This is a genomic window from Lysinibacillus sp. G1-3, from assembly GCF_056322905.1.
Map to the genome: position 1 here is coordinate 1 of NZ_JBWHYQ010000013.1, position 17,492 is coordinate 17,492.

Below are 17,492 nucleotides of genomic sequence, written 5' to 3' on the forward strand. Positions count from 1 at the left end.
TTTTGCCTCCAGCTTCCTTCAGATTCCGCGTCGCCACGGACACCCTTGCTCTTGGCTAACCTCTACTTCTGTCTTCGGGGTTCGGGACTTACACCCTATAGTTCATATGCATGCCGGGCGCACATAGGAGAGTGCGAATCAAAATGATTCGCACTCTTTCTTTATGTTCACCTAATTATTTACATCTAGGAAGAATTTAAATTCCCCCATGATGATACGCTTATTACTCTATAATATTTATATGCTATATATAATAGAAGAAACTCAAATTTAGAGGATTATTTTACCATTTTATCTTATAACTTTTACCGTCTTTTGAAAGGCACTTTATTAGATTAATCACTTTAAAATTGAAACTACATATTGGTAATTTATAAGATTGTGCAAAAAGTTGATTGGAGTGGAGACTGGTCGACTCCTCGGGGATCAGCGTCACAGATGAGACCCTGGACTGAACGAAGTGAAGGAAGCGGCTCATCGGACGCCCCCAGGAAGCTTGGCTCTGTGCGAAAGCGAAGTGCTAACGTAGCGGCAGCTACAAAGCGACCAGTCGGAACGGAAATCAACCCTCATTTATAGTGGTGAACCTACTATAAGTCCGTTTCCCTTCCCCTTCTTTTTCACAATTCGCCCCATATCATTCCACCGAAAATTTCCTGTCAATATTGCTTTTGTGGTATGATAGATTGCAGTTAAAAAGGAATTAAAGAAAGGTTTGAACACTATATGAAGCATGTAACGATTATGGGCGTACCCTTTTTACATAGTAAACAGCAAGAGTTTGTTGATTTACTCGTTAATCGTATTGAACATGAAGAAAAGACATTCGTTATTACAGCAAATCCCGAAGTCGTGATGCAGGCAAATGAAAATCCTACTGTCATGAATTATCTGAAGCAAGCTACTTACATTTGTGCAGATGGTATTGGCGTTGTGAAAGCTGCACAAATACTTGGTGATCCGCTTCCTGAGCGTGTTACTGGTTACGACACGATGGTACGACTTTTAGAAGTCGGCAATACAAAGCGCTTTAAGATTTATCTGTTAGGCGCGCAAAATGAAACGCTCGAAAAGACTGTAAAAAATATTAATCAAACGTATCCAAATGTTGACGTAGTAGGCTATCATGATGGATTTTTTGATTGGAACAAAAATGATATTGCAAATGAAATTGCTGCGTTACAGCCTGACCTTGTTTTTGTTGCATTAGGTGTGCCAAGACAAGAAAAATGGATCACTGAAAATTTAGGTCAATTTAGCAAAGGTGTATTTATGGGTGTTGGTGGTTCCTTTGATGTCATTGCAGGAACAGTCAAACGTGCTCCTATGATCTGGCAAAAATTAAATCTCGAATGGCTCTACCGACTGCTTCGTCAGCCAAGCCGTTTTGGAAGAATGCTTGTCCTTCCTCGATTTGCTTTAAAGGTTTTCGCAATGAAATTTAAAGGTCAGGGAGCACCAAAATGAGTCAGTCCACATTTGTCAAAAGTACCCTTGTCCTAACAGTTGCTATGCTGCTTTCTAAAGTCATCGGTAGTATTTTCAGAATTCCGCTACAAAATATAGCGGGCGATGAGGTTCTTGGTATATTCAGTTTAGTGTATCCCGTTTATATGGTGGCACTCTATTTATCGGTTGCTGGAATCCCTATTGCCATTTCGAAGCTTATTGCGGAGGCCAATGCAAAAAAAGAAACAGATCAAGTGAAGAAAATTTATGTTACAGCAAGCATCCTAGCACTATGCTTTGGCGTCTTAAGTTTTGCTATCATTTATGGCTTTTCAACTGAAATCGCAAATGCTTTAGGGGGCCCGTCAACGAAAATTGCGTTAATTGTTGTTGCTCTTACATTGCTCGTTGCTCCTTATATGGCCGTCTATCGAGGATTTTTCCAAGGCTATGGGGATATGCGTCCGACTGCGATTTCTCAGGTAATTGAACAGTTAGTACGTGTTGCTCTCATTTTAATTGTTGCCTATTTCCTAGTTGCAATGGATTATTCAAATGACATTGTCGCTGGGGGTATTATGGCAGGCTCTGTCATTGGGGCTGCTGCATCACTCTTCTATTTACGCTTTAAATATTTCCGTTCTTCTGTAAAAGTAACGAGTAAGGAGAAATATAAATTTAACGATTTCTCACTCTGGGGTAAGACAATTTTAAAAATATCGATTCCGATTGCCATCGGTTCTGTCACAATGGCACTCTTTAACTTTGTTGACTCCTTTACAGTAACGTACGGCTTAAGAAGTGCTGGTGCTGACTCAAGTGAAATTAGTTTCCTTTACGGGATTTACGGTCGAGGCTTAACGCTTGTTCAAATTACAACTGTTTTTGCGTCCTCTATCATATTACCGCTTGTTCCACTAATTACGACAAAGCTAGCCGAACGTAAATTAGATGAAACACGAGGGATCATTGAGCGAACACACCGTATTACACATCTTATTTCCTGGCCAGCTGCTTTAGGGTTGTTAGCATTAACCTTACCTTTAAACCTCGCTCTTTTCACAGACTTAGAGGGAAGCTTAATGTTAGCGATTATTAACCTTAGCTCTGTATTTACATCTCTGACACTACTTGGTACAGGTATTTTACAAGGGATGAATGCTGCCAAAACAGGAGCCATCATCATTATTAGTGGCGTTGTACTAAAGGTATTTTCAAACATCTTCTTTATCCAAGCGTTCGGATTAGATGGGGCTGCCTATGCAACACTATTTGTTTACTTTGTTTTATTTATTGTAAATTCTATTTTTATTTATCGTGCAATTCGCTTCACTGTATTGGGGAAAGATACGATCAAAATCATCCTATCTTCTATCCTAATGGGAGCTGCAGTCGGTTTACCTACACTTTGGTTGGATATTGAAAACTGGTCAAGACTGTGGGCAATGGGGTATCTAGCGGTTGCAATTGCAATTGGATGTGTTATTTATTTCCTATTATTATGGCTAATGAATGCCATTCATGAAGAAGATTTAAAGAAAATTCCGGTTATCGGGAAAAAGGTTGTCATAAATAAGAGAGGTAGAAAATCTATGTCGAAACAGAAATGGCTTTGGGGAATTGTCATCCTATTGCTCGTCGTGTCTTCACCTGGAATTATGAAGAGGTGGAATGCTGAGCAAGCAAATGATGCCTATGAAATAGTGATTCCTTATGATGAAATTCAAGTAGTAAACAAGGAAAGCGATTTAACAATGGATAAAATCCTTTCCTCTTTAAAAAATGCAGGGCTTACAACAGTTAGCCTTGAGCCTTTAACATTAAAAGAAATGGAACATCAAAGCCTGATTTCCATTTACGATGAAAATGATTTAGCGGCACAACTACGTTTCACACCTTATAAAGATGCTATAGATGTCAATAAGAGTGGATACTATATTAGCGTTCCTGAAAATGCAAGCTATCAACAGCTTATTAAAGACAGCATTAAACCAGAAGAAGTACAAATTGGAGATGAGTCTTTCTATTATCTTCCGAGCTCAAACCATCGTTATGGTTTAAAAACACCAATCGGTTACGATAAGCTGGCAGTTGAGATGATCAACAAGCATGATCTGTCACTCATTTTTAAAGTAGAAAATGCAGACAATAAAGCAGCCAACGATAAGACCGTTAAGCAATTGCTTGAATTAAAAGATTCATCAGCAGGCCGTTTACTTGGTTCAGGGGATGAGGCAATCGGATTTGGTCAAAAATCAGGTGATGCATACATTGAACAGCTAAGTAATGCAGGTTATTACTTCTACACAATTGAAAGCAATCCCCTTAAGGGTGAAGACAAAATTGCCAAAAAGACAGATTATAATATGATTCGCTTGCACAGCATCAATGTAAACAGAGAAACAAAGTTAAAGCTTAATGCAAGCATTGATCGTACAACACGCGCAGTGAAAGAGCGAAATATTCGATCTATCTTCTATCATATTAAAACAAAAGGTAAAGCTGAGAAAAATTTAGCGGAAACAATTGATTATTTAACAGGTGTTCAAAAACAAATGCCAAATCATTTCAAGTCTGGCACGCCAAAACTATTTGATGTTGTTACAGTCCCAACATGGGTAACAGCACTTGTCTTATTAGCAGGTATCGTATTTACTTTCCTTATCTCAGAACTAGTGAAATGGATGCCACTTCGTATAGCAGCAGTTTTATTTATGAGTGCTCTAGCCATCGCGTACTTCGTTCTGAAAAGTACACTTTTCTTACAAGCATTCGCATTAATTATTGCAGTTATGGCCCCAACGTATGCAGTCATTAAAGCAGCTAAGGGCTCTAAAAATATTGCTTCGATCTTACTACAATATTTAAAAGCAGTAGCTATTAGCATCATCGGTATCGTTATTGTCATTGGATTATTAAATGGCAATGCATTTATGACAGGCTTTGAAGCATTTAAAGGCGTTAAGCTTGTTTATGTTGTTCCAATCGCAGGTGTATTAGTATTTGTGCTACTAGAACTTAACCGTCTAGTTGATCAAGATCTAAAGAAAACACTTTCGAATACCGTTACTTTATTAAACAAAGATTTAAAATATTGGCATGTTTTACTGGTAATGGTCGTTGCAGCTATAGGTTTATTCTATATTAGTCGAACTGGTAACTCTGGTTCCGTTAGTAATGCAGAATTGGCATTTAGACAATGGCTTGAGAACATCTTATATGTTCGACCAAGAACGAAGGAATTTTTAATTGGTTTCCCATTCTTTGTTTTATCGCTATATGTGATGGGCATTAATCGAAAATGGGGCAGTATCCTTCTAGTACCAGGCGTTATTGGATTCTTGTCTATCGTTAATACTTTTACACATTTACACATCCCTGTTGAAGTGTCGGCATTACGTACACTTTATAGCGTTATACTTGGTTTTGTCGTAGGACTAGTATTTATCTTTATCTTCAAGATCGGTTACCGTTTTATTTCTAAAGCAGTCGCGAGGTGGTCATAATGCATGTTGTATTATCTGGCTACTACGGATTCGATAATGTCGGCGATGATGCGATCCTGCTTTCCATTATCCAAGCTCTAAGAAAATGTCAACCTGATATAGACATTACGGTATTATCGAATAATCCAGCTGCCACTGAAAAAACATATGGCGTGAAGGCCGTGAATCGTTGGAAAATGAACGAAATCAAACAAGTGCTAAAAACAGCAGATGGGCTCATCAGTGGTGGCGGTAGCCTCATGCAAGATCAAACAGGAATGAAGACGATTCCTTACTATGCGGGCGTTATTCAAATAGCAAAATGGTTAAAAAAACCTGTATTTGTTTACGCTCAAGGTATGGGTCCAATCAATCATCCTGTAAGTAAATTTATTGTCCGCAAAGCCTTTAATAAGGTAAAAATAACAGTACGAGATAAAGCCTCACAATCTCTTTTAACAGAGATTGGTGTCAAAAACGAGTCTTTAATAGTGCCGGATCCAGTTATCGGCCTTAACGGTAGCACCTTCCATACTGATTGGTTAGCAGATGCGTCCTTATCAGCGAACACTTATATTGCTATAAGTGTTCGTGACTGGCCATCAACAGTAGATTACAAACAAAAAATAGCTGACAGCCTCGATCAATTAGTACGTCATGGTGAACAAATTGTCTTCTTGCCAATGCACGGTGAGCACGATGCAAAGTCTTCACAAGATGTAGCAGCACTTATGCAAGAAAAGAGCATCATTGCCCCTGCTGATTTATCGATCGAAGAAAAAATTGCAGTAATTGGTCAATCTAAATTGTTAATTGGGATGAGATTGCATTCACTAATTTTCTCATCCATCTACGCTACCCCATTTATTGCGATTTCTTACGATCCGAAAATCGATGCATTTGCTGAAATCATGGATCAACCCATTGTTGGACATGTTGAAGTAGATAATTGGGACGGGACGTTATTGTTCGAACAAACTGTAAAAGTAATTGAACAATTACCGACCATCCAAGAAAACATGCGTCAAAAAGTCCAAGCTTTCCAAGCTGCCGCAGAGACGACAGCAAAACTAGCCTTAGAGGCTTTCACAAAAGCATAGAAGTTAAATAAAAATGATGAATTTCAATAAAAATTGAAATTCATCATTTTTTTTGGAACTCTAACAATTTTAAAATGGATTGAGCCTGTTGCATATGTATCGCTAGTACATATTGACTTGCCTGCATTAGAATTTGGGCCTTCACCATATTCATCATTTCTTTAGCGATATCTGCATCACGAATGCGAGACTCCGCATCTTGTAAATTTTCTGCCGTGTTTACATTCGCATTATAAGCATGCTCTAGACGATTTTGATAGGCACCTAGTCTTGAGCGCTCGCTTGATACACGCTTTAAAGCCTCGTCCATGGAGGAAATAGCTTTATCGGCATCCTCACGAGTTGCAATAGATGACTTATCGTCCAAGCCCAATGCTCCAGCACCCATATCGTTAATAAACAGCTCGATACTTTGACCTGAGTTAGCACCTGCCTGAATTTTAATACCATTTGTAGCATGATCCCCATTTAGCAATGTCTTCGTATTAAACTCCGTATCCTTCGAGATGCGCTGAATTTCTTTTTTTAATTCCTGATATTCTAAATCAAGATTCTTCCGATCACTATCTGTTAATGTGTCGTTGGCCGCCTCGACTGCCAGCTCACGCATACGCTGAACCATATCATGTACTTCATTTAGTGCTCCCTCAGCTGTTTGAACAAGTGAAATACCGTCCTGAATATTCTTCGCAGACATGTTCAAACCACGAATTTGCGCCCGCATTTTTTCAGAAATCGCAAGTCCCGCTGGATCATCAGCAGCACTATTAATACGGTACCCAGAAGAAATTCGAAGCATTGCCTTACTCATTGCCCCGTAATGTCTATTCATATTATTTAAAATGGACATCCCCGTTGCTGACCACTTCCCAATCATCATTTCACCACCCCCTATTGATAAGTATATCGGTCTTTGTGACATTCTCTTTAACTCATTTTGGTAATCGTTTCTAATTTAGTAAGCCCTATATAGTAATAGCTTCTCATCCGCTTTTATGATTTCGACTTTAGACCCATATCGATTTTACGTTGGCGCAATTGTGCCCGGCTTTAGGGCAACATTGTTTTTTGTGCGAAAGCGTAGTGCTAACGTAGCGACAGCAACAATGGTTTTTGTGCGAAATCTTACTATCAGCAACTAGATAGCTTTTGGCGAAAGCGTAGCGACAGCATGATGTTGGTTTCTAAGGCGTTTTGAAGTTCTTAGCCTGTGTTTCCCTATTTCAGCAGGAACCTCATCACCTTCAGAGGTGGAAGTCTTTCTGAAGATAAAAGCACCCACTTCTCTTAAATAGAAAGGGTGCTTACATAAAATACCGTGTATTCAATTTTCGAAACCTCCGAGTTGATGGTTCTTTTGTTGTAGTAGTTCAAAAAAGAGATCTTTATTATGATCTAGTAATGCCTGGTCGATTAAATAATCAATGTTTTTCTGCTCCAATTCTGTAATGAGCTGATCCACTTCGCCAACAGTCACTGAAGATACAAGTGGTAACTGAGGCTTCGGCGTAGCGCTTTCAAGAATCGGTGCTAGATGATCATGAACATTTGTAATTAATAATAATTGATATAATGGCAATCGGATAAAACGATTCCCTTTCTGGAAAACAAACACCTCAGATATATTTTCAATTTGCTGTGTATTCAAGTTGATAATCATCTCTTTACCTTCAATGGGAATGAAATGGAAAATCTCATTCTCTTTTAATATAGAGAAATATTGATAAGCAAATACTAGACGCAGTTTATCTCCAGTAATCTTCGTGTAAAATGGCTTCATATATTGAACTTGCATCATCCTTCATCCCTCCCTATTTATCTGATTATTCAGATTTTAACACAAATAAAATATCTTGTTAACTATCTTCTCCTTGATTTTTTTCTTTCAAATCATTCGGCTTATCATGAACGCATTTTAATCGTATAATGGAAGGACAGTCTTTTTTTCTTTATACTTACATGCCCACTAGCTATACAATTTGAAAGGAGTGAGGTTATGGCATTGTCTATTGCCCAATTAGCTAAGGAACACCAAGAATTTATCCTTGCCAAATTACAGGAAGCTGAACAGGCGTTACATCCTTCCTCTACTGAAGACGAAGAGCTAGTGCGTCGTGCTGTTTTTTCAGTGCGGAACAAATCAGTTGTCTTTGAACGTTTTAATGGAGCGAGTTCTATATTATATGCAAGCGTACAGGATGTCAGACCTGCTTCTGTAGAAATTGATTTTGCCAAAGAGGAGTTGAGCTGTAACTGTCCTCAGCTAAAATGGTGCAGACATCAAGTTGGCGCATTACTTGCCCTCTATCAGTATTTTGATTCTGTGCAAAATTGGTCAAGCGCTTGGCGTGCGCAAAAATCAGTGCAATTAAAATCATTAGCAGAAGAACGAAGTCCAGAAAGCTGGAAATTGATGGTCGATGAAGTCATGAAACGTTTATTACCACCTGGGCGTATTTTAGAAGGGTATGGCCTTTCTGCTATACGGACGGATGCACTGGAGCGACTTCAACGGCATATGCCGTTTGAGCGTGAATGGCAGCCACTTTATAAGCTTTTTATGGAGCTATCGATCTTTAATACAATATGGCGTCATTTAAATGAGACAAAAGGACATTCGTTGGATTCTCCTTATATGAAATATTTTATTGATCAAAGTGTCCAATCATTCGAAAGTATTTTGACCGAACTAACGGGCCGATCACGACTTTTTGCCACTGACCCATTCTATGATGCGATTCAGGAATTAGTTAGGAAGTTTTTATTGGAACGACAAGGATTGTTTGCGGAGCGACTACAAATTTATATGCTGCTTTGGGCAGTGCTTTTTTATGAAAAGCCACGACGCGAACAGGAATTAGCACTTATCAATAACCTTGAAAATCCTTCATCTGAGATTTCTTTGCAGTCCTTACAACTGCTATTTTATGTACTGCTACAAAAAGAAAGTTTAATACAAGAAAGAATTGCTCATATTGATGTACAACAAATGCAAGACCTTTTTGAACTAGCTACCTTTGCAAAACGTGCTGGTGAATCACTTGCACAAGCCATTATTTTACGTGCGATGCTACCATTTACCGAAGTCTTTTTACAGCAAACTGTGCCAGTTGTAAAGCGAGCTCAATACGTACGTCAATTCCAGCTTTTATACGAAGACATTCAGCTTACAGAGGAAGAGGAAGCTACATTATATAGTGCATTTGGTGTTTACGGGCTTCAGCCGTTTTCGTTCTTTCTTATTAAAAAAGGACGTTATCGTGATTGGGCAGCCCTTCATCAGCTAAACCTCTCCTCCCTTTCCTATTTAGAAATGTGTGGATTAAAGGATGTGCTTCAAGTTGCTCCTGCAACAGTATTGCCCTTATATCATCTATATGCCATGGCTGAAATTACACAAAAATCTCGTCTGAACTATAAGCAGGCTGTACGAATTTGGAAAAGTATGCGCAGTGCAGCAAAGCGTGCTGGTAAAACTGCTTATTTCGAAACATATATGCAAACCATTCGTGCAGAGTATAAACGACTCCGTGCATTACAAGAAGAAATTGAGAAAGGAAACTTAGTATGATGACTATAAATGCTCCTTCCCCGTTTTCAAAAAAATTACAGCTTCGTATTCATGCTGCACAGGAAGGATATTTTACGTTACAGGGATTTACTGCTGATGGTGCAGCAATGGACGTAGACTCACTCATTTCTTCATTATTTTTTAACTATGAAGCGAATGTCTATGGGATATTAACCAATCGTTCAGAGCTTACTATTGAGGTTTCAACTTCTGAGCTCCTTGATATTTTTTCACAGCGTTATCTACACCCTTTTATTGAATGGCAAGGTGTAAACACAGAAAGTCAGGTGTTGCTAGAAAAAGCATCTTCTTTACAAACGTATTGGCAGGAGCCATCGCTCTGGTCACATGCTGTTATTGCAGATGATTTTTCCTCACTAACATTCCCTCTGGACGGTGTTGAAACAGCTTTATTAGAAACAGCCGTGCAGCAAAAACTGGCTCAAGCAGGTCTATTACTGTCTGATTTACCAAAACTAGTACCATTTTTCTTGCGTGGTGGCTGGCCATTAGACCAGGAACGACAAGCAGGTACAGTTAAAGTCTCCCTACGCTTAAGTGAGCCTGAGGAAGATTCAGATGTGTGGCTTTTAGAAACAGTACTGAGCACGGCTACAGCTAAGAACTACTGGACGCCTGCTATGCGAAAGCAATCACTACCAATCGCTGATGCTCTACCAGCAAAATGGGAAATGTATGCTGAAGCTATTGAACAACAACAAGGTCAAATTGTAGATCTTCTTTCTACCGAAGATGTAAGTAACGATATTTTTATCCGTATTATGCTTGAAGACTTACAAGTTCGAACATTTTTACGTGAAGATTTAGCAAGATTACAGGCACTCGGCTTTGACGTTGTATTACCGGCTTGGCTTAAAGATTTAAAACAGTCAAAAATGCGTGTTCGTGTAAGTACTGGCAATGTATCGACAAAGAAGGTTGCTGGACTAGATGATATCTTAACATTCAAATGGCAGTTTTCTATGAACGGACAGTCCATTTCACCTGAGCAATTTAAAAAGCTCGTGGAAGAGAAACGCGAATTCATTCGTATAGGTACTGAATGGTTTAGAGTCGATGCAAACTGGATGCAAGAGATGCGTACATTGATGCAGCAAGCAGAAGATGAAAGCTGGACTGTTCGCGAGTTACTATTTCGTGAGCTACCAGAGGATTTATCCTTACCTCTTGAAGAAGAGGATGCCGATGATGAAATGCGGGATGACCCGATTTTTGCATTTGAATTGCAACAATCGCTTAAATCCTATATGGAACAGCTTCAAGAGAAAAAAGGACTTCCTACAGTACCCGTTCCTACACCTTTACAGGCTGAATTACGACCTTATCAGCATGAAGGCTTTGAATGGCTTGTCTTCATGCGCGAACAAGGCTTTGGTGCGTGTCTAGCGGATGATATGGGGCTTGGTAAAACGGTTCAGCTTATTTCATATTTGCTTTATCTTTATGAATCAACTGAGGATACAAAGCCAGCCATCATTATTTGTCCTACTTCAGTGTTAGGCAACTGGCAAAAAGAACTTGCCCGTTTTGCTCCTTCCTTGATTGTGCATACGCATTATCAGGCGAATCGAGCAAAGGAGGATGCTTTTAAACAGCTAGTAGAAAGAGAAAAACCACATGTGATTTTATCTACTTACGGCACTGTATCTCAGGATGCTGAGTTTTTACAGGAAGTAAACTGGGCAACGGTTGTACTGGATGAAGCTCAAAATATTAAGAATATGCAAACGCTCCAATCAAGAGCTATTCGTAAATTAAATGGTAAGCATCATATTGCTTTAACAGGTACACCGGTGGAAAACCGTTTATCTGAGCTATGGGCAATTTTTGACTTTATCCATAAAGGCTATTTAGGTAGCTTCGGTCGCTTTAACGAAGAGTTTATTTTACCGGTAGAACGAGATGAGTCTGAGTCACATAAACAGAAGTTACGTACAAAAATTCAACCGTTTTTACTTCGTCGTACAAAACGTGATCCACACTTACAGCTTAACTTACCAGATAAACAAGAGTCTCATGATTATTGCCCATTAACAACTGAGCAAGCCTCTCTATATGAAGGATATATATTAGAGACCCTCGATCAGCTCGAGCAATTAACAGGCTTTCAAAAAAAGGGACGCGTCTTAAAGATGCTCAGTAAGCTAAAGCAATTATGTAATCATCCTGCCTTGTATTTAAAAGAACCTTTCGAGGATGCAGAATCAATGCTGACTCGTTCTACGAAATTAGAACGTATCGTGCAAATGGCTACAGAAATTGTGGACAACGGCGAGCAATGCCTCATTTTCACCCAATATATTGGAATGGGACAATTACTACAGCATTGTTTTAGTGAACTATATAATATTGATGCACCGTTCTTAACAGGTGCCATGCCTAAGCAGCAGCGTGACCGCTTAGTTGAGGCTTTTCAGGCAGGAGATTTCCCAATATTTATCCTTTCCTTAAAAGCAGGTGGAACAGGGCTAAATTTAACAGCTGCAAATCATGTATTACACGCAGATCGCTGGTGGAATCCAGCTGTTGAAAATCAAGCGACAGACCGTGCATATCGAATTGGTCAAACACAATTTGTGCAAGTGCATAAGTTTGTGACTATTGGTACGATTGAAGAAAAAATCGATAAAATGCTAGCTCAGAAATCTGCATTATCAGAAGAACTAATTCAATCAAGCAAATGGTTAACTGAATTAGAAGATGATGAACTTCGTGATTTAATGACCCTCGATTTCTAAAGATTTATATATGTGCGCCAAGAGCAAAACGTTCTTGGCGCTCTTTTTTTCAGCGGACATTGCTGTTACTTCTTCCCTACTTACTTCATATTAATATTTAGTTGTGTTTAAGTCTCATTGCTGAGCGGTCTTCAGCCAATGAACTACGTTATTTGAAAGGTATACATCATTCCTCTCTAAATTGATTACGGTGCAAGTATAGAAGGAAAATGGAGGATCAGACAGCTTGTACTTGCCCCGTATGTACCATTTAGGACTGCGATACTACTGGTAATTGTACTTCTACCTCAGGTAGTACAAAATCGGTTAAGCCGTCCTGCTCATCAGTTGGCTTTGGCAATACAATAGCCCCATCACGATCCCTTGGCTTAAGCTGATAAAATCGGACATCTTCTACGACTACTTCTGTTATAAAAACCTTTGTGCTATTTTCATTTAAAAATGATCTTGATTGAATACGACCATTCGCCCCAATTAATGAGCCTTTTCCGCAATATTTGACGATATGCTCTGCCAGCCTTCCCCAAACTGAACAAAGAATAAAGTCAGCATCCACTTCCCCACGACTGTTTTTGTAATTGCGATTAATGGCTAGTGAAAAATGTGTTTGCACGCGGTTTTCAGATAGGTGTCGTAACACTGGATCCTTTGTTAACCTTCCGACCAGTCCGACTTGGTTCATTGATTCACCTCCTTTGCTGTTGATTGCTCTCATCATACAAAAATTAATTCAGCATTGGCAAAAGTCGATTTTTATCATTTCCTTCAGTTTTTAATCATAAATTGGGTAAATTGAGGCTTTTACTTTTCAAGTATTGAATGATTTTTTGAGCTGAATGCTTTTCCCTGTAGTTGCAAATGCTAATTGTTGAAATATGAAGTTTGGCAGTTTTTATTCAATGCGCAAAAAACAGCATGGACCCTTCCATAAACAGGGCTAATTGAATATGTTATACTAAAAAGGATGACCGACTTAGGAGGATATTACATAATGAAAACATTTAAGATGCTTTCCTTTGACCTTGTCACAAAAGAGGGCAAGCAACCTTTCCCTTTAGTCGATGGTATTATTATTAACCAGGAAAATAGCCATCAATCTTGGATTCTTGAGCTGTTTATGGACCGACAATATCGTTCAACTTTTGATGAACTTTTAGCGAATGCTACTGTCTTTAATGTACGTGCAGTTATTTCATTTCCAGATAATGAGCCTGCTCCTTTCCAGGTTGCCGTACATACAGTTCAAGAAATTGGCGAGCACATCTCTGTCCTGCTAAAAGGGAAGCTCAAGATAAAACGCTCGAAATATGCCGAACAATTGCTTGCCGAATTGCTAGCTGAGGGTGTCACTTTAGATAAGTTATTGGACCGCTTCTCACACGATATGAAAGAACGACCAAAACTAAAAAATGATTGAACTTCATTTAACGATGCAAATGTGTTTGCATCGTTATTTTTTATTGGACAGGTATAAATTTTAAGGTACAATACGATGTAAAAATTAGAGGAGGTAACTATACTTGACTATTGCTATTAGGAAAAAGCCCGTAAAATTACTGTGGCTTGAGGCTTTAAAGCGGCGGTTGTTCGATGAGGACCCTGATTTTGATTATTATAATGAGCAATTTCGACGATTCGATGCCGGCTTTGCTGGTGAAAGGAGAGTTGACCGTGAATGGCTTGAATTAATATGTCCCTATACTTTTTTAGTATTACATAATTTAATTCTGATGAATACGGCACAGCATTCACATCAACTCGATACACTCTTCATTTGCCAGAATTTTATGCTAGTAATTGAAATTAAAAATATTAACGGTCGCCTTGATTTTGACGAAACTACTCATCAGTGTATTCGTACAAAGCCAGATGGTACTGTTGAAGGATTTCCAAATGCACTTACTCAGACGCAACGACATATGCAATTTCTTAAAGTTATTTGCCAAAACTATTCTCTCCCCATCGAGGGCGCAGTTGTTATTTCTAACCCCTCCGCTATCATAGCAAGTCATCCAAACACAATCCCTATTTTCCATGTTTCAGGACTTCAAAAACATCTTCAATCCCTATTTAAAAAATATACACAAACTATTTTAAGCGAAGAACAGCTAACACAAATTGCTCAACAACTTCTCAGTCGACATCAGCCATCGAAAATTCCGGCTTCTCTTGATTCTTCACGATTCCGACAAGGCGTGCTTTGTCCAAAATGCCAATACAAATCCCAAATGCATTTTGCTCGTGGGATTTGGAAATGTTCATACTGCCACTATGCAAGCGTAGAAATTTTCGCTGAAGCCTTACAAGATTATCGATACTTAGTTGGACCGACCATTACCAACAAACAGTTACGAGAATTTTTCAATATTCATTCCAGTGATGCTGCCAATCGTTTACTTAGAAAATTTCAATTTCCCTATACAGGTTCTTATAAAAATCGCGTTTACCAATTACCTGAGAATTTGGTGGACTATATGAAGCCGTTTTTCAGATCTTCTTGAGGGGGTACGTGTGGGAGAGTGGTTTTGCTTCCACTTTGTGGGGATTTCTTATCTTTCGCGGGGGGTGTTTCTCCTCCGCGGGTATTTGCTCCCCTTCCGCGGGTATTTGCTTCTCTTCCGCGGATATTTGCTCCCCTTCCGCGGGTATTTCCTCCTTCCGCGGGTATTTGCTTCTCTTCCGCGGGTATTTGCTTCCCTTCCGCGGGTATTTGCTTCCCTTCCGCGGGTATTCGCTTCTCTTCCGCGGGTATTCACGTCCCTTCCGCGGGTATTTCCTCCTTCCGCGGGTATTTGCTTTTCTTCCGCGGGTATTCGCTTCTCTTCCGCGGGTATTCGCTTCCCTTCCGCGGGTATTCACGTCCCTTCCGCGGGTATTTCCTCCTTCCGCGGGTATTTGCTCCCCTTCCGCGGGTATTCGCTTCTCTTCCGCGGGTATTCACGTCCCTTCCGCGGGATTTACTCCTTCCGCGGGTATTTGCTTCTCTTCCGCGGGTATTCAAATTAAGCCCATATAATTGTGTAAAAAGAAAAAGATCACACACCCTTCATCAAAGCGATTTGAAATAAAAAAAGAGTGTTCCATTGGTTGGAAACACTCCTTTTCAAATTATCGCGTAACTTTCTCTTCAACGATCTTTTCTTTAACTTCACCAGTAGTATTTGTTCCTGGTGTCGTTGTTGTACCTGGTGTTACAGTTCCTGGTGTTGTCGTTGTACCTGGTGTTGTAGATTCTGGAAGAATATTGTTACGGTTAGCATCATTAACGTCACGATCGTAATCGCCGTTTCGTGATGGATCTAATGCGTCTTCTACTCTGTCAGCTCCTCGGCGAACGTCGTTCTTAACGTCATTGTTAACGTCCGCTGGTCTATCTTCTACAGCTCTATTTCCCCAGTTACAACCTCCAAGGAATAATGCAGCAAGAATAATTGCCAAAAATGACATTCTCCACATATGAAAAAACCTCCTTCCTCCGGTGCTATGTCATCAAATACAAATGTATGTATTTGTGATCCTACATAGATTGCCCGGGAAAGGAGGGAACTATCCGATTTTTTTACAAACTATTTTTGTTTTTCTTTTAACAATTGTTCAATGTATGCTGCTTCTGCTTTACAGTTGTAGCTATAACTTGTACCTAGCTCTTTTTGCAAGGCCTCAATTGTTTCAATTTGTTTAGCTGTTGGTTCTTCATTTAAAATTTTTGCAATTACTTCGTCGATTTTCTGCGCCATCTCTTCATGGAATTCAGTATTCATCAAAACATCTGCTGGGATTTTTTCGATCCATGCGGCATTTTCTTGAAAATAAGTTTGCCAGCTAGCAATGAAGTCTTCCATAGAAAAACGCTCCTCTTTCCAATCAATACTTGCTAAGTATGATTCAAAAGATGTTGAAATCGAACGCGTAATGCTAATTTTAACACCTGAAGACAATTCCTTATACATCTATATAATCCTCCTACGTTTAAAAACAAAACTACATGTATTATTCACAATCACATATAGCGCCATTGCATTTTTATAAAATACCGTAATACCTTTAATTGTACTCCCTCTAATAAACTATTAGAAGATTAACAGTTAAGACAATTTTCGATATAATTATTTTAAATCTTTTAGCCTATAATTGCAAATTACACCTGTTTTGGTTGTGCAGGTCCAATAGCGAATAAAATATCCGCTTCACATACTAGTTCCCCATCAACTGTCGCCACACCGTGACCTTTGCCCATAACTCCACGTAGTTTCACGAACTCTACTTCTAATCGAAGTTGATCTCCCGGTACTACTTGGCGCTTGAAACGACAGTTATCAATACCCGTCAAGAAAGCTAGACGACCTTTGAATTCCTCTGCGTTTAATAATGCTACGCCACCAACTTGTGCTAGTGCCTCTACAATTAAAACCCCAGGCATTACTGGATAGCCAGGGAAATGCCCATTAAAAAAGTCCTCGTTCATAGAGACATTTTTTAAACCGACTGCACGCTTACCTTCTTCTAATTCAACGATACGATCAACGAATAAAAAAGGATAACGATGTGGTAAAATTGCTTGAATTTGTTCTGCTGTTAACATTTCTTTTCCCCCTTGAATGCTTAATATCAATTCGCCTTGGCGTAATTGCCGCTGTCGCTTTACTTTCGCGCAGAAAACATTTGCCGCTGTCGCTTTGCTTTCGCTACAGATAAACAAAGTGTCCGGATTTTGAATGGTGCCTACAAAAAAATTATGTAACATCCGCCGGAGACTATAATCTTCATTCAGTAAATGTTATAAACCATTACATAAATAATTATGTAAAACAAAGTATGGTAAAGAATATTATTATTCTTTACCATTCATAATATCAAATATATGCTGCCATGTTTCTGGTTTGAAAACGTCCATGGCTTTACCTTGTCCAATTACACTATAGCCAATTATTGTACCTAAAATTGCGGCAACAACAACTAAGATGATAATAAGTACAACGCGTAGCCAAATCGGAATCAGCCGTATTTGCACCCATCGAACCTCTCGTTGCTCTCCATTTGAGCCGTGTTCCTTCTCTTCTGGTGGCGTATCGGTTTCTTTTGTTTGCATAGAACCTCGACTTGAATCGTTTGTCATAAATTGTACTCC

Annotated in this window: 15 protein-coding genes and 2 pseudogenes; 8 read left to right on the top strand and 9 right to left on the bottom strand. The window is 39.2% G+C overall.

Annotation, left to right across the window (positions count from 1 at the left end; all coding sequences use genetic code 11):
• The first annotated feature begins 726 nt into the window (after positions 1-726).
• The 4 genes and pseudogenes from ACVYAD_RS14885 to csaB all read left to right on the top strand — a co-directional run bounded on the left by ACVYAD_RS14885 (position 727) and on the right by csaB (position 6,034).
• Complete coding sequence (locus ACVYAD_RS14885) at positions 727-1,467, top strand: WecB/TagA/CpsF family glycosyltransferase (RefSeq protein ID WP_476426993.1); 741 nt, start codon at positions 727-729, stop codon at positions 1,465-1,467.
• A pseudogene (locus tag ACVYAD_RS14890) lies at positions 1,464-3,011 on the top strand (putative polysaccharide biosynthesis protein); the annotation flags it as partial. The gene ACVYAD_RS14885 and the pseudogene ACVYAD_RS14890, both read left to right, overlap by 4 nt.
• A 189-nt stretch (positions 3,012-3,200) precedes the next feature.
• A pseudogene (locus ACVYAD_RS14895) lies at positions 3,201-4,955 on the top strand (DUF5693 family protein); the annotation flags it as partial.
• Complete coding sequence (csaB, locus tag ACVYAD_RS14900) at positions 4,955-6,034, top strand: polysaccharide pyruvyl transferase CsaB (RefSeq protein ID WP_476426994.1); 1,080 nt, start codon at positions 4,955-4,957, stop codon at positions 6,032-6,034. The pseudogene ACVYAD_RS14895 and the gene csaB, both read left to right, overlap by 1 nt.
• Positions 6,035-6,077: 43 nt before the next feature.
• Here csaB and ACVYAD_RS14905 read toward each other — a convergent pair whose 3' ends face one another.
• Together ACVYAD_RS14905 and ACVYAD_RS14910 are read right to left on the bottom strand one after the other, a co-directional pair.
• Positions 6,078-6,911: a flagellin N-terminal helical domain-containing protein gene (locus ACVYAD_RS14905; RefSeq protein WP_476427075.1), complete on the bottom strand. Its 834-nt coding sequence runs from the start codon at positions 6,909-6,911 to the stop codon at positions 6,078-6,080.
• Positions 6,912-7,358: 447 nt separating this feature from the next.
• Positions 7,359-7,832, bottom strand: a complete 474-nt coding sequence (locus ACVYAD_RS14910) for a transcriptional regulator (protein ID WP_197139708.1) — start codon at positions 7,830-7,832, stop codon at positions 7,359-7,361.
• 198 nt (positions 7,833-8,030) lie between these two features.
• Between ACVYAD_RS14910 and ACVYAD_RS14915 the strand changes: the two genes are divergently transcribed.
• Together ACVYAD_RS14915 and ACVYAD_RS14920 are read left to right on the top strand one after the other, a co-directional pair.
• Positions 8,031-9,605 carry a hypothetical protein gene (locus tag ACVYAD_RS14915; RefSeq protein ID WP_476426995.1) on the top strand — a complete coding sequence of 525 codons (1,575 nt, stop codon included), beginning with the start codon at positions 8,031-8,033 and terminating at the stop codon, positions 9,603-9,605.
• Positions 9,602-12,364: a DEAD/DEAH box helicase gene (locus tag ACVYAD_RS14920; protein WP_476426996.1), complete on the top strand. Its 2,763-nt coding sequence runs from the start codon at positions 9,602-9,604 to the stop codon at positions 12,362-12,364. The genes ACVYAD_RS14915 and ACVYAD_RS14920 overlap by 4 nt, the downstream gene beginning before the upstream one ends.
• A 250-nt stretch (positions 12,365-12,614) precedes the next feature.
• Here the strand turns inward: ACVYAD_RS14920 and ACVYAD_RS14925 are convergent, their stop codons facing one another.
• Entirely contained in the window at positions 12,615-13,046 is a 432-nt protein-coding gene (locus tag ACVYAD_RS14925) for a single-stranded DNA-binding protein (RefSeq protein WP_349660616.1), read from the bottom strand.
• A 309-nt stretch (positions 13,047-13,355) separates the two neighbouring features.
• Here ACVYAD_RS14925 and ACVYAD_RS14930 point away from each other — a divergent pair, with 309 nt between their 5' ends.
• Positions 13,356-13,781, top strand: coding sequence for a YwpF family protein (locus ACVYAD_RS14930; RefSeq protein ID WP_079559428.1), 426 nt, complete (start codon positions 13,356-13,358; stop codon positions 13,779-13,781).
• 103 nt (positions 13,782-13,884) lie between these two features.
• Positions 13,885-14,865 (top strand): nuclease-related domain-containing protein, encoded by a 981-nt coding sequence (locus tag ACVYAD_RS14935; protein ID WP_476426997.1) that lies wholly within the window; start codon positions 13,885-13,887, stop codon positions 14,863-14,865.
• Here ACVYAD_RS14935 and ACVYAD_RS14940 read toward each other — a convergent pair.
• The 6 genes from ACVYAD_RS14940 to ACVYAD_RS14965 all read right to left on the bottom strand — a co-directional run bounded on the left by ACVYAD_RS14940 (position 14,852) and on the right by ACVYAD_RS14965 (position 17,480).
• Positions 14,852-15,223: a hypothetical protein gene (locus ACVYAD_RS14940; protein WP_476426998.1), complete on the bottom strand. Its 372-nt coding sequence runs from the start codon at positions 15,221-15,223 to the stop codon at positions 14,852-14,854. The genes ACVYAD_RS14935 and ACVYAD_RS14940 overlap by 14 nt on opposite strands.
• Entirely contained in the window at positions 15,117-15,365 is a 249-nt protein-coding gene (locus tag ACVYAD_RS14945) for a hypothetical protein (RefSeq protein WP_476426999.1), read from the bottom strand. Before ACVYAD_RS14945 ends, ACVYAD_RS14940 begins: the two co-directional genes overlap by 107 nt.
• Positions 15,366-15,472: 107 nt before the next feature.
• Positions 15,473-15,820, bottom strand: a complete 348-nt coding sequence (locus ACVYAD_RS14950; RefSeq protein WP_476427000.1) for a hypothetical protein — start codon at positions 15,818-15,820, stop codon at positions 15,473-15,475.
• 110 nt (positions 15,821-15,930) lie between these two features.
• Positions 15,931-16,314, bottom strand: a complete 384-nt coding sequence (locus tag ACVYAD_RS14955) for a hypothetical protein (RefSeq protein WP_349660619.1) — start codon at positions 16,312-16,314, stop codon at positions 15,931-15,933.
• Positions 16,315-16,502: 188 nt separating this feature from the next.
• Complete coding sequence (fabZ, locus tag ACVYAD_RS14960; protein ID WP_079559425.1) at positions 16,503-16,946, bottom strand: 3-hydroxyacyl-ACP dehydratase FabZ; 444 nt, start codon at positions 16,944-16,946, stop codon at positions 16,503-16,505.
• A gap of 249 nt (positions 16,947-17,195) precedes the next feature.
• Positions 17,196-17,480 carry a DNA-directed RNA polymerase subunit beta gene (locus ACVYAD_RS14965; RefSeq protein ID WP_197139693.1) on the bottom strand — a complete coding sequence of 95 codons (285 nt, stop codon included), beginning with the start codon at positions 17,478-17,480 and terminating at the stop codon, positions 17,196-17,198.
• Positions 17,481-17,492: the final 12 nt, after the last annotated feature.

What these genes read in the sequence shown, in the direction of transcription:
- ACVYAD_RS14885 (WP_476426993.1), top strand. Translation starts at nt 727, where the DNA reads ATGAAGCATGTAACGATTATGGGCGTACCCTTTTTACATAGTAAACAG.
- csaB (WP_476426994.1), top strand. Translation starts at nt 4,955, where the DNA reads ATGCATGTTGTATTATCTGGCTACTACGGATTCGATAATGTCGGCGAT.
- ACVYAD_RS14905 (WP_476427075.1), bottom strand. Translation starts at nt 6,911, where the DNA reads ATGATTGGGAAGTGGTCAGCAACGGGGATGTCCATTTTAAATAATATG.
- ACVYAD_RS14910 (WP_197139708.1), bottom strand. Translation starts at nt 7,832, where the DNA reads ATGATGCAAGTTCAATATATGAAGCCATTTTACACGAAGATTACTGGA.
- ACVYAD_RS14915 (WP_476426995.1), top strand. Translation starts at nt 8,031, where the DNA reads ATGGCATTGTCTATTGCCCAATTAGCTAAGGAACACCAAGAATTTATC.
- ACVYAD_RS14920 (WP_476426996.1), top strand. Translation starts at nt 9,602, where the DNA reads ATGATGACTATAAATGCTCCTTCCCCGTTTTCAAAAAAATTACAGCTT.
- ACVYAD_RS14925 (WP_349660616.1), bottom strand. Translation starts at nt 13,046, where the DNA reads ATGAACCAAGTCGGACTGGTCGGAAGGTTAACAAAGGATCCAGTGTTA.
- ACVYAD_RS14930 (WP_079559428.1), top strand. Translation starts at nt 13,356, where the DNA reads ATGAAAACATTTAAGATGCTTTCCTTTGACCTTGTCACAAAAGAGGGC.
- ACVYAD_RS14950 (WP_476427000.1), bottom strand. Translation starts at nt 15,820, where the DNA reads ATGTGGAGAATGTCATTTTTGGCAATTATTCTTGCTGCATTATTCCTT.
- ACVYAD_RS14955 (WP_349660619.1), bottom strand. Translation starts at nt 16,314, where the DNA reads ATGTATAAGGAATTGTCTTCAGGTGTTAAAATTAGCATTACGCGTTCG.
- fabZ (WP_079559425.1), bottom strand. Translation starts at nt 16,946, where the DNA reads ATGTTAACAGCAGAACAAATTCAAGCAATTTTACCACATCGTTATCCT.
- ACVYAD_RS14965 (WP_197139693.1), bottom strand. Translation starts at nt 17,480, where the DNA reads ATGACAAACGATTCAAGTCGAGGTTCTATGCAAACAAAAGAAACCGAT.